This is a genomic window from Leadbetterella byssophila DSM 17132 (assembly GCF_000166395.1).
In the GTDB taxonomy this organism is placed as follows: domain Bacteria; phylum Bacteroidota; class Bacteroidia; order Cytophagales; family Spirosomataceae; genus Leadbetterella; species Leadbetterella byssophila.
On sequence record NC_014655.1, the window covers coordinates 3,562,190 to 3,573,313 of the forward strand.

Genomic DNA, 11,124 nt, shown 5'->3' on the forward strand with positions numbered 1-11,124 from the left:
AACAAGATTATAGATAATTTTGTTATACAGTAATTAGGGTTTTGTCCAAAAAGCTGTAATGAAAAAAACAATTCTGATCCTCCTTCTTCCTTTTTTATGTGCAGCTCGTATACCTGAAGGATTGGATACGAAGACCCCTCCTAAAAGAATTATCAGAACCTGTTGTTCCTTTGGTGTAGACGTAAAGGTTTCTGTACTGTCCTTCCTTAAAGTTACGGATATTACTTCACTATCCGCTATGGGTGACCATACGTTTATGGGTAACAAAGCGGAAAAGAACGGGATTATATATACGCATAAAGGCGGCTTTATAGATATGGGGCATCTCAGGGATATAGCTGATTATACAGCCTATTTATTTGCTCTGATCAAAGAAAACAGGAACGTGGGTTTGCATGAGTTTAAACTTGGCAAAGAAGGTGGCACAAAGAAATTGAATGTTTTTATTCCGGATCATTTTACGGATGAGGACATAGCGAATTTAGCTGGAAAGATAGCCTATGATTTATCTGCCTGGCATGAGATCTCCACGTGGTATGGTTCGTCTTATATTCCTTTGGTTCCTGAGAGATACTCGAGTTTTTCCGTGGAAGATGCCTATTCTAACTTATTGGGCGCACATCTGGGTATAAAGGCCGTTTTGAGTGATAAGCCGTATGAAGAGGAAATGACTCGAAGTATCTTAGAAACTTTACATTACCTAGGAGCCGTTCAAACGGAAGAGGAAACTCGCCAGGCCATGAATGATGTAAAAGATATTTGGTGGTCAGGTACGGCAAAATTGCCTAGCAGAAAGGTTTTGATCAAACGTCAGTTTGAAATTCTAGGAAGAGTTAGTCCTCTTGTAGTGGATAGTGATTTAAGAGGGGAGAGTGAATATGATTTACTGGTTCCGGAGTTTGCTTCAGATGGAAAGAAGCTAACAGATTATTATACCTTACAGATAAAAACCAGTTACAAAATACCCGTACGTAAGGTCCTAGGATTTACTTCAAGGGAAAGGTATATCACTCAAGAGGATTTTCCTGCATTGATTGAATATGCTGAATACCTGGCTACTACCTCAGAGCAGCCTCAAGAGTTATCATCAGCGCGATAGTACTTTACTTCAAACTTTTCAAGGAAGTCTATAATCACCTGGGGGTGTATACACCATCCCAAGTTGATGAATTGATTTTCTTCTACATGTACTCCACCCTTGTTGATAGATGGAGAGAAGCCTAGTGGCAAATGCCTGGTCATGGACTGAATCCCCCATAAATTAGCTTCACGATCAAATAGAGGGCCACCACTTTGCCCGCGTAATCCCGGTGTGCTGGTCTCTATCCATTTCCCCCATTCATTTGAATCACCTTCAATGATTCGAGTTAACATTCCATCCAAAGGGAAATGAGGGATGGGAAACAAGGAAGCATCATATTGAAAGGTATTGCCCGTAAAGGTTGCGTGTATATCGTAGAAGGGATAACCCAATTTACATAGGGACCTTCCTGCTGCAATTCTGCTGGGAGAAATGATTTTAGGGTAAATTTGCCCTGGCGCAGCCTGATAATCTTCTATTTTACCGATGGCCAAATCGTTTTCAGGTAGGAGGTGAAAGGTCTGTATCCGGTGATGGTCTGCTCCAAACCATAAGGAATGATTTAATATCCATTTTGGATTTAAAACCATTCCGTTACCATGGATATAATTGTGGTATTCTTGCACATGTTCATGGTGTCTTTTGGTTTCTGCGATGATGTGAGCAGCGGTGATAATCCATCCTTCTTCATTTAGGAGAACGAAGCTCCCTAGATGGCTGCTGGTGCTACCGTCCTGATAATGATTAGATATGATCAAAGGAAAGGTGAATTTGGCTACTTGATTAATCGCGTTTACAAACATGGTATTTTGAAATTTCCTTGTAAATTTACTTTTAATTCTTGTACAAAAAATGCAAAGGAAACTTCAAAGAACAATAGGTAAAGAGGCCATGATCTTAGGTGTGTGTGGAGGCTTAGGCAAATATCTGGAAGCAGATCCCACTATTATCAGGATAGGTGCAGCTTTATTGACCATTTTTAGTATGGGAGGATTGCTCCTGGCTTATTTTATAATGGCTATTATCATGCCTAAGGAAGCTTAGAAGAAGCTGAATTTCTTGCCTGGCGTATTACAGTTTACTCTATAAATCAAATAACTCAGCGTAAATGAGGCGTGGAAGTATTTGTCGTTTTGTTGAGTATTACCAAAGAAGAATTGACGAGGTGGAGAATACGAATTGTTAAGAGTAGAGCCATCTACTCCATCAAACATAGCTCCATTCTTCTTATTAAGGAAGGTTCTAGTGGAAAACTCTCCGCTCAGATTCCATCTCGAGCTTAGTACCTTCTTGAAGCCAATACCATAAACAAGGATATTGTCAGATCCTGACCCCGCCTTATCTATTGGTGCTCCCTGAAAATTTAATTTCTTCTGTAGGATTTGGGCTTGTCCCACTCCTCCAAATAAGTATGGGGTCCAGTCGTGCTCATATCTTCCATCATGAGTTCGAAAATTCAGGAAATTGTATTCCAATTGAACCAAATAATCCATCACTACATTACGAAACTTGAAATCTCTTTCCTTTTGGAAGGGATCAGTAGATTTGCTATCGTCACCTACTACTAGTCCCATCATAAAGTTGGCTCTAGCAGAAACAATTCGATTGAAGTTGTATCTGAGCATGATATCTCCTGCTGCACCCGGATTGATTACATTGAACCTTGGGTGCAGGTCTCCTTTATAAAAGGTAGGTCCCAGTCCTGCTCCATATTCTACTTTTTGGGCAAAACAGAAGAGCGGTGAAACAGTAAATAAAAGGATTATTGACCTAAAGGAGGACATTTTACTCTGCTGCCGATAATATAGTTAAGGGTAACCTGGGTTAAAATATACATATCATTTCTCTTTGAACCTCTGAATCCTGTACGAGGTTCATGATTCTCTGCATCTACAGAAGGGTACAAGCTGCCTACCGCTTGATTTCCTGTGGCTTTCATATAGGATTCCAAACGTGATTTTCCGGTTAAAGCGAAGTAATCTTCATTCGCCCTGTAGGATAATGCATCCGTGCTATATCGTCCGGTACTTACATCATCCAAATAATCAGTGAAAGTAAACCTTATACTGCCTTCGATTCCTAAGATCAGATTAGGTTTCAACATGGTTTTGATTCCTAGTGAAAGAGGAATGACAGGAGTGATGGAAGAGTACTTTTTGTCTGTCTCTGTATCTGCGTTTCTTAGAGCTGTCCAACCGCTTTGCACCTTATCTCTTAATATCCCCCCGGTATTATCTGTGATTCTATCTTTTGCCATAGGGTTATTACTCACTAGGCCTATTCCCAGACCTACATAAGGGCTCCACTGTAGACCATCATTCTTTCTGCGGTTCATGTCTAAAGGTCTGAAGGAATATAGCCCCATCACCGCAAATTCCAGCATGTCATTTTTGAAATGTAGGTTGCGGATTCTTTGTTGGTTGATCCCTGATTTTCCATCGGCTAGTTTCCCCCCATAAGTAGCATCGTTCCCAAACAAACGCAAATAGGTAACGGAAGCTCTGGCGGCGAATTTGGAATTCAATTGAGCGGTATAATTGATGGTTCCGTTCCAACGAACATTGGAATATATGGCATAATAAAAAGTACGATAAGGAGAAAGATCTCCAAAATAATGGGAGGTTCCTGCTCCAATGCCTACTGATGAATAGCTATCGCTAGTTTTTTTGAACAATTGTCCTAATGCTAGGTGTGTTTGTAGGAAAGCAAAAGCTATTGTAATAAAGAAAATCTTATTCTTTAGCATAATTGTTGATTTAATCCGCATCACCCTCTTTTAACGAGACGGGAGGCAAATTTATTTACTTTTTATATTCTATTTCTAACGTCTTCGCCCCATTTTAATTTGTTTCTTAGGGTAGATAGGAAGCTCATTCCATCTATTTTCAGAAGTTTAGCTTTAAATGTCTCTAAACTTACCGTGATTTCTCCCATCTCATCTCCCACTATTCTGGCTCTAGAATCCATAGAAACCAGGTAGTTGTTACTTCTACTCTCTACTTTAAGCGTAATCTTACTCTGGCTGGAAACGATAATAGGCCTTACAAAGAGGTTATGAGGGCAGATAGGAGTAATGATGAAGTCATTTGAGATAGGCATGACCAAAGGCCCGCCACAACTCAAATTATATCCTGTACTTCCCGTAGGTGTGGCCACCATAAGACCGTCAGCCCAGTAGGAGTTTAGGAATTCTCCATCAATGTAAGCGTGAATTACGATCATCGAAGAGGTGTCCGTCTTCGATATGGCTATCTCATTTAATGCGAAGTTCATGCCGTCAGGGAAGATAGGCTGCGCCCCATCTGCATGTAGCATGATGCGTTCATCAATGGTATATTCTTTCCGTAATATCTTATCTAAAGTTTCTTGAATGTTTTTCGGTGCAATGTCAGTCAGGAATCCTAGTCGACCAAAATTTATACCCAATACCGGCGTTTCTTGGCGGGCCACCATACCTAAGGTTTCTAGGAAAGCACCATCTCCTCCTAGACTAATGGCTACATCTAGGTCGCAAAGCTCCGCCTTCTCCCGAAAGATCATGCTTTGATCATGGTGAACTCCGCTTTCCTTTAAGAGGTTTGAAAATGTATCCGAGATTTGATAAAATATCCCTCTCTGGTCGAGGGCGTGAAATATATTTTGAATCTCCTCGCGAGATTCCGGTTTAAAGGGTCTGCCATGGATAGCAAATTTCATAAGGAAAGCAAAATTTATATACTTAGGTATCGCATTAACTGCTCATACCTGTCTTTTTCAATATTGGTAACCGGTTCCGAACTGTGATAGGAAATCACATCATATCCGAATCTGGTTAAAGCACTGACCACTGTACTGATCTGCGTTTTGTCTAACTTCAAAGTTAGAATCAAATCATCTTCCTCTTCCGCATGTACAAAACTACTTAAGATCTTTGTCGACTCACTTTCCACAATCCTGGAAATTTCAGCCAATGAATAATCTCTGCCTTTCAGGTGTATTTCTAATAGACCACCTGCGTTTTGAAGCCCCATTTGAATGGTAAGTTCATCAATTAGACGAACCTTCTCTACAGTGCCTAAGAACCTATGGTCTTCATCACATACCGGTAACAATGGCAGCTGAGCAGTCATGAACTTTCTGATGCCTTCTAACAGGGAATCGGATTCCTCTAGAACACATTCCCCAGGTAGGGCTTGAATGTCATTCAAAAGGTCATCATTGTCATAATTGAGCAGCAAATCTTCTGAGAAATATCCACTGAAAACCTCGTCCTGGATATAGGGCAGCAGATCCAACTTGTAATCATTAAAGAGTACAAGTGCATCATCCACCGTATCAGACGGCTTTAGGACCGGGATATTTGGGTTAATGAACGATTTCATTCCAAAAGATTAACGTTCAAGTGACCGCTTAATTGTTATGCAAATAGGGAAGAAATATAGTAAAAACCTATATTTTTTGGCCTAAATATTCTCGGATTTGGTCTTCACATTCTTTGACAATATCTTCCGGTGTTCTGTCCTTTGGTTCTATTGCTTCCAAAGTAGTCCAAGACATTGTAGTAAAGGAGCTTAATGGGAACAAACCCGTTGGATTGAATTTGCCTGTATTCTTGATAGCTATGGGTACTACAAGAGGGTGCTTCGTTTTCTTTAAGAGTGTAGCCACACCTCCTACGGCAAAAGGCTTTAGCTTCCCGGTTCTGGATCTGGTACCTTCCGGGAAAATGGCAGCAGAGAAAGTATGCTCAGAGATATGCTTGGCAAATCTTAATATCTCCATAATGGCCTGTTTGGAATCAGAACGGTCAATCAAAGCTGCTTGTCCTACCCTAAGATTATAGGAGATGGCAGGTATTCCCTTTGCTAGCTCTTTTTTAGAAACAAACTTAGGCGTATGCTTTCTCAGAAACCAGATGATTCCCGGGATGTCAAACATACTTTGGTGGTTTGAGATAAAGATGATAGTGCGATCAGTAGGTAAGGGTGATTGTTGGTAAAACTTTGCACGTGAACCCGTTAGAAAAAAGCCTCCAATAATAAATAGGTTCAATATTTCTACCGATCTTTGATGTGCACGTGGACCGAATAAATGAAAAGCAATCACCTGTACCACGTGGAAAACACATAAAAGTATCCCAAAATAGAGGGCATAAATGGCGCTTAACAAATAATCCAGAATCTTCTTCAAATGTGTATTTTTTTGCAAAGTTAAAGGGATATTTTGGGTTTGAAAATTGGTGGTTTGGAATTAATTTGCATTTGTAATGTAAGAATGGCATGGAACCAAGTCGCATAGAAGTCATGAAACATATAGGGAAGGAAGTGGACGATCTTTCTCTTGAATTTCTAAATCCTATTGAGTCCAACTGGCAGCCGGCTGATTTCCTTCCGGATTCGGGAAAGGAGAATTTTTTTGATGAGCTAAAAGAGTTACAGGATGCCTGCAAAGAATTGCCGTATGATTACTTAGCGGTTTTGGTGGGTGACTGCATCACAGAAGAAGCCTTGCCTACGTATACTTCTTGGCTAATGACCGTTGAGGGGATTAAACAGGTAGAGGAACCAAATTCCGGTTGGGTGAAATGGGTAAGATGGTGGAGTGCTGAAGAAAATAGGCATGGCGATTTATTGAACAAGTACCTTTATCTCTCCGGTAGAATAAATATGCGGGAGATGGAAACCTCTACTCAGTGGCTGATTGCTGATGGCTTTGATATTGGTACAGATGATGACCCTTATAGAAACTTTATTTATACTTCTTTTCAGGAATTAGCAACTAATATTTCTCACAGAAGAACGGCCACACTGGCAAAGAAGTTTGGTAATACTCATCTGTCTAAGATTTGTGGGAAGATAGCTTCTGATGAGATGAGGCATGCTAAGGCATATAAGACCTTTATCTCCAAATTCTTTGAGGTGGATCCTTCAGAGGTGATGTTAGCCTTTGAAGATATGATGAGAAAAAAGATAGTGATGCCTGCACATTTTCTTCGAGAAACGGGGGAAAAGATAGGGGAGGTGTTTTCTCATTTTTCTGATTCCGCACAAAGGCTGGGTGTGTACACTACCATAGATTACATTGAAATTCTGGAAAGCTTACTTCAGGAATGGAAGATAGAAAAAGTGAGGGAACTTAATGCTCAGGCAGAGAGAGCCAGAGATTATTTATTAGCTTTGCCGGCGCGTTTGCGTAGAATAGCAGACAGAACTAAGATACCGGAATTGGAATACGAATTCAAGTGGATTACAAGATAATTAAGATCTTTCGGAAACCGCATCTCGCTTATTTAGCGATATTTGTTGTAACTATTTTGTTGGGAATGCCCACCTCAGATATAGACACTACCAGCGTGCCCTTTATCAATGATAAAGTAGTGCACGCTACGGTCTTCGCGGGTTTAGGATTCCTTTGGCATCAATACAAAAAAAGCATAATAGGAGTGTCTCTTGGGCTTTTTCTGTACGCAGTGGGTTCTGAAATAATGCAGTACCTGTTACCGGAGAGTTTTGGAAGGTCCTTTGATGTTATGGACATCGTTGCAGATGTTTGCGGCATACTATTAGGAATAGTAGTCAGTATTATAGTGAACTCAAAATTCGGGGACTTAAAGTAGGTGTTTCCCTTTTCTTTAAGAGTTCAACTCTGGACACATAACTCAAACGAATCGTAGCATTGTTTTCCTGAATTGTATTGTTAAAACTCTTGATGGTTTGATGGATGTAAGCAAGCTGAACTTGATTCCTTGGGTTGAATTTGTAAGCCATTCCCGCTATAATCCGGTTTTGGTTCAATAATGTTTTTCCGGCATTTTTCCCCATATTGAGAAATACTTCATTACCTGCCAGGATACTGAAGGGACTTTGTGCCAAAGGTTGGTTTAGGATCAGCATATACCTCATTCTATTTCTATAGGCATAGGGTTCGTCTTCATTGATGAATACCCATCGGCTTTCATTTCTCCATCTGTGCGTAAGATTTGTTTTCTTTATGGGAGTGTTTAGCTGTGCTTGAATCCATGCATGATTTTCGTGCATGTTTCTTTTGTTTAAGGCAGGTTCCCCATACACTCCGGTTAACACATAGGTATAGCCTAAGCTGGTTGTAAAGCGTGAAGAGACCTTATAATCTAAAGAAGGTCGCAGAAAAAACTGTTGGAATTCTTGGGTTACATTCGCGCCTCTAATGGAGGTTTCAAAGGAAGAACTCCATTTCGGGTGAAATTGGAAAGTGCCCATATAGTGCAACCAGGCATTGGTGTTCGTAGAGATGGTTTGGGCGAATGAACTTAATGGTAGTAAAAGGGTAAAAATGAACTGTCTCATAATACCCCTATAACCAAATACTTATTAAAAAAGTGTGATTCTAATCAGATTCTAATGTGAAAGGGCCACCTTTCGGCAGCCCTTTGGATTTTTATCTTACTTGAATGTTAAGTTCTTTGAGTTGATCCTCGTGCAGAGTTGATGGAGAATCTATCATGACATCCCTACCACTATTGTTTTTAGGGAAGGCGATGAAGTCTCTTATGGAATCCGCACCTCCGAAGATGGCACAAAGTCGGTCAAACCCGAATGCAAGTCCTGCATGCGGTGGCGCACCGTATTCGAATGCTTCCATCAAGAAGCCGAATTGTTTCTTCGCTTCTTCAGGAGTAAAACCAAGGATTTCAAACATCTTACCTTGTAGTTCTTTTTGGAAGATCCTTACTGATCCTCCACCCACTTCGGTACCGTTGATGACTAAGTCATAAGCATTAGCTCTTACTTGTCCTAGGTCTTTATCAAGTAGAGCCAAATCTTCTGGTTTAGGAGCGGTGAACGGATGGTGCATAGCAAACCATCTTTGTTCCTCTTCTCCGTACTCTAATAGAGGGAAGTCTAAAACCCATAATACTTTATATTCTTCCGGATTTCTTAGGCCCAAGCGTGAGCCCATTTCCAGACGTAGTTCGTTCAGTTGTTTACGAGCTTTGTCCTTGGTACCTGAAAGTATTAGGATTAAATCTCCCGGTTTCGCCTCAAAACGTGCAGCGATGGCTTGAAGGTCTTCTGGAGTGTAGAACTTGTCTACGGAAGATTTGATAGATCCGTCTGTATTTACACGAATGTATACCAGCCCTTTTGCTCCGATTTGTGGGCGTTTTACCCAGTCGGTTAGTTCGTCTATTTGTTTACGGGTATATTCTGCACATCCATCAGCTTTGATACCTACTACTAATTCGGCATCGTCAAAAACTTGGAATCCTTTTCCTTGAACCAGGTCATTCAACTCTACGAACTGCATACCGAAACGGGTGTCAGGCTTATCTGAACCGTAAAGTCGCATAGCATCCGCATAGGTCATTCTAGGCACTTCAGGAAGATCTATTCCTTTGACCGTTTTGAACAAGTGGCGAATAAGTCCTTCGAACATGTTCAATACATCTTCCTGCTCTACGAAGGACATCTCACAGTCGATTTGCGTAAATTCCGGTTGGCGGTCGGCTCTAAGGTCCTCATCGCGGAAACACTTAACGATTTGGTAGTAACGGTCGAATCCGGATACCATCAACAATTGTTTGAAGGTCTGAGGCGACTGTGGAAGAGCGTAGAATTCGCCCGGGTTCATACGGGAAGGAACCACGAAATCCCTAGCTCCTTCCGGAGTAGATTTAATAAGGACCGGAGTTTCTACTTCTATGAAGTCATTGGCATCCATATAGATTCGGGTTTGCTGAGCCACTTTATGGCGCAGCGCCAGGTTTTGTCTGACCGTATTTCTTCTTAAATCTAGGTATCTGAACTTCATTCTGAGTTCATCACCTCCATCGGTATCGTCTTCGATTAAGAATGGAGGTAATTTAGCAGGATTTAAGATTTGTATATCATCTACAGAGATTTCAATGTCACCTGTAGGGATTTTATCGTTTTTGGCTAATCTTTCTTGAACCTTTCCGGTAGCAGAGATGACAAATTCACGCCCTAAGCTACGGGCTTTTGCAATGACCGCAGCATCTGTTTTGCCTTCTTCAAAGATCAATTGGGTAATGCCGTAGCGGTCTCGGAGGTCAATCCAGATCATGCCCCCTTTGTCTCTAATCTTCTGTACCCATCCGCAAAGGGTAGCGGATTGATTTACCTCTGACATGCGGAGCTCTCCGCAGGTGTGCGTTCTTAACATGAGCGTATTTCTATAAATAAGGCGCAAATTTAAGGATTTCTTCGTTATACTTTCTTTAACAACAATCTAAAATCCAGGTGCTAGGTAAAAATCTTGATCCACAACGTATTATTTGGGTGTCATCTTTTTATTACTTAGGTATTTTTATATTTTTGCAATCCCTTTTTTACCTAAACTTTTGGAAGAGATCAGTCTGAACAATTTACCGAAGCATGTTGCCGTTATTATGGACGGCAATGGAAGATGGGCAAAGAGCAGAGGTGCTTTGCGTATTTTCGGACATCAGCATGGCATCAAAGCGGTTCGAGAAACCGTGGAGGGATGTGCTGAATTAGGCATAAAATATTTAACGTTATATACTTTTTCTACTGAAAACTGGGGAAGACCTAAGGCAGAAGTAGATGGGATTATGGACCTGTTAGTAAAAACCATTGGTGATGAAGTTCCTAGACTTCATAAAAACAACGTGCGTTTGCAGTGCATAGGAGATATGGACGCATTGCCGGATAGCGCGCGTAAGAATATGGAGAAAGGGATAGAAACTACAGCAGGTAATACAGGACTCGTATTAAATATTGCCTTGAGTTATAGTGGTAAATGGGATATTCTTCAGGTCAGCAAAAAACTGGCTACTGAAGTAAAAGAAGGAAAAATTCAAGCTAGTGATATTGATGAAACCCTATTTAGTCAGTATCTTTCTACTTTCCCGGCTCCTGATGTGGATCTATTGATCCGTACCGGTGGCGATCACAGGATAAGTAATTACCTTTTATGGCAGTCTGCTTATGCTGAATTATTATTTTTAGACATTTTGTGGCCCGATTTCAGGAAAAGTCACTTACTGGATGCAATAAAATCATTTCAAACCAGAGATAGGCGTTTCGGTAAAACCCATGATTAAT

The 11,124-nt window shown here is 40.8% G+C and carries 13 protein-coding genes; 5 read left to right on the top strand and 8 right to left on the bottom strand.

The features are described from left to right. The first annotated feature begins 58 nt into the window (after positions 1–58). Positions 59–1,099 carry a DUF4056 domain-containing protein gene (locus tag LBYS_RS15795; protein ID WP_013409846.1) on the top strand — a complete coding sequence of 347 codons (1,041 nt, stop codon included), beginning with the start codon at positions 59–61 and terminating at the stop codon, positions 1,097–1,099. On the opposite strand, the gene LBYS_RS15800 is transcribed toward LBYS_RS15795, so the two are convergent. Further along, positions 1,075–1,884: a S1 family peptidase gene (locus LBYS_RS15800; RefSeq protein ID WP_013409847.1), complete on the bottom strand. Its 810-nt coding sequence runs from the start codon at positions 1,882–1,884 to the stop codon at positions 1,075–1,077. The genes LBYS_RS15795 and LBYS_RS15800 overlap by 25 nt on opposite strands. 49 nt (positions 1,885–1,933) lie before the next feature. Here LBYS_RS15800 and LBYS_RS15805 point away from each other — a divergent pair, with 49 nt between their 5' ends. Then, positions 1,934–2,125 (top strand): PspC domain-containing protein, encoded by a 192-nt coding sequence (locus LBYS_RS15805; protein ID WP_013409848.1) that lies wholly within the window; start codon positions 1,934–1,936, stop codon positions 2,123–2,125. On the opposite strand, the gene porG is transcribed toward LBYS_RS15805, so the two are convergent. The 5 genes from porG to LBYS_RS15830 form a co-directional block, all read right to left on the bottom strand. Next, on the bottom strand, positions 2,122–2,865 hold the full coding sequence (gene porG, locus LBYS_RS15810; protein ID WP_013409849.1) for a type IX secretion system protein PorG: 744 nt from the start codon (positions 2,863–2,865) through the stop codon (positions 2,122–2,124). The genes LBYS_RS15805 and porG overlap by 4 nt on opposite strands. Next, complete coding sequence (locus tag LBYS_RS15815) at positions 2,844–3,827, bottom strand: DUF6089 family protein (RefSeq protein WP_013409850.1); 984 nt, start codon at positions 3,825–3,827, stop codon at positions 2,844–2,846. Before LBYS_RS15815 ends, porG begins: the two co-directional genes overlap by 22 nt. A gap of 62 nt (positions 3,828–3,889) precedes the next feature. Beyond that, a complete protein-coding gene (locus LBYS_RS15820; RefSeq protein WP_013409851.1) occupies positions 3,890–4,777 on the bottom strand; it encodes an NAD kinase in 888 nt (295 codons plus the stop codon). A gap of 14 nt (positions 4,778–4,791) precedes the next feature. Then, complete coding sequence (locus LBYS_RS15825; protein WP_013409852.1) at positions 4,792–5,442, bottom strand: hypothetical protein; 651 nt, start codon at positions 5,440–5,442, stop codon at positions 4,792–4,794. 67 nt (positions 5,443–5,509) lie between these two features. Continuing rightward, the gene (locus LBYS_RS15830; RefSeq protein ID WP_013409853.1) at positions 5,510–6,250 is read right to left on the bottom strand and encodes a lysophospholipid acyltransferase family protein; all 741 of its coding nucleotides are present in this window, start codon (positions 6,248–6,250) and stop codon (positions 5,510–5,512) included. A gap of 89 nt (positions 6,251–6,339) precedes the next feature. Here LBYS_RS15830 and LBYS_RS15835 point away from each other — a divergent pair, with 89 nt between their 5' ends. Next, positions 6,340–7,317, top strand: a complete 978-nt coding sequence (locus LBYS_RS15835) for an acyl-ACP desaturase (RefSeq protein ID WP_013409854.1) — start codon at positions 6,340–6,342, stop codon at positions 7,315–7,317. A 65-nt stretch (positions 7,318–7,382) separates the two neighbouring features. Then, positions 7,383–7,676: a VanZ family protein gene (locus tag LBYS_RS15840; protein WP_041823809.1), complete on the top strand. Its 294-nt coding sequence runs from the start codon at positions 7,383–7,385 to the stop codon at positions 7,674–7,676. Here LBYS_RS15840 and LBYS_RS15845 read toward each other — a convergent pair. Beyond that, the gene (locus LBYS_RS15845) at positions 7,642–8,385 is read right to left on the bottom strand and encodes a DUF2490 domain-containing protein (protein ID WP_013409856.1); all 744 of its coding nucleotides are present in this window, start codon (positions 8,383–8,385) and stop codon (positions 7,642–7,644) included. The genes LBYS_RS15840 and LBYS_RS15845 overlap by 35 nt on opposite strands. A 91-nt stretch (positions 8,386–8,476) precedes the next feature. Continuing rightward, a complete protein-coding gene (aspS, locus tag LBYS_RS15850) occupies positions 8,477–10,222 on the bottom strand; it encodes an aspartate--tRNA ligase (protein WP_013409857.1) in 1,746 nt (581 codons plus the stop codon). A gap of 178 nt (positions 10,223–10,400) precedes the next feature. Between aspS and uppS the strand changes: the two genes are divergently transcribed. Then, positions 10,401–11,123 carry an undecaprenyl pyrophosphate synthase gene (gene uppS / locus LBYS_RS15855; RefSeq protein WP_013409858.1) on the top strand — a complete coding sequence of 241 codons (723 nt, stop codon included), beginning with the start codon at positions 10,401–10,403 and terminating at the stop codon, positions 11,121–11,123. Position 11,124 lies beyond the last annotated feature (1 nt).

What these genes read in the sequence shown, in the direction of transcription:
- LBYS_RS15795 (WP_013409846.1), top strand. Translation starts at nt 59, where the DNA reads ATGAAAAAAACAATTCTGATCCTCCTTCTTCCTTTTTTATGTGCAGCT.
- LBYS_RS15800 (WP_013409847.1), bottom strand. Translation starts at nt 1,884, where the DNA reads ATGTTTGTAAACGCGATTAATCAAGTAGCCAAATTCACCTTTCCTTTG.
- LBYS_RS15805 (WP_013409848.1), top strand. Translation starts at nt 1,934, where the DNA reads ATGCAAAGGAAACTTCAAAGAACAATAGGTAAAGAGGCCATGATCTTA.
- porG (WP_013409849.1), bottom strand. Translation starts at nt 2,865, where the DNA reads ATGTCCTCCTTTAGGTCAATAATCCTTTTATTTACTGTTTCACCGCTC.
- LBYS_RS15815 (WP_013409850.1), bottom strand. Translation starts at nt 3,827, where the DNA reads ATGCTAAAGAATAAGATTTTCTTTATTACAATAGCTTTTGCTTTCCTA.
- LBYS_RS15820 (WP_013409851.1), bottom strand. Translation starts at nt 4,777, where the DNA reads ATGAAATTTGCTATCCATGGCAGACCCTTTAAACCGGAATCTCGCGAG.
- LBYS_RS15825 (WP_013409852.1), bottom strand. Translation starts at nt 5,442, where the DNA reads ATGAAATCGTTCATTAACCCAAATATCCCGGTCCTAAAGCCGTCTGAT.
- LBYS_RS15835 (WP_013409854.1), top strand. Translation starts at nt 6,340, where the DNA reads ATGGAACCAAGTCGCATAGAAGTCATGAAACATATAGGGAAGGAAGTG.
- LBYS_RS15840 (WP_041823809.1), top strand. Translation starts at nt 7,383, where the DNA reads ATGCCCACCTCAGATATAGACACTACCAGCGTGCCCTTTATCAATGAT.
- LBYS_RS15845 (WP_013409856.1), bottom strand. Translation starts at nt 8,385, where the DNA reads ATGAGACAGTTCATTTTTACCCTTTTACTACCATTAAGTTCATTCGCC.
- aspS (WP_013409857.1), bottom strand. Translation starts at nt 10,222, where the DNA reads ATGTTAAGAACGCACACCTGCGGAGAGCTCCGCATGTCAGAGGTAAAT.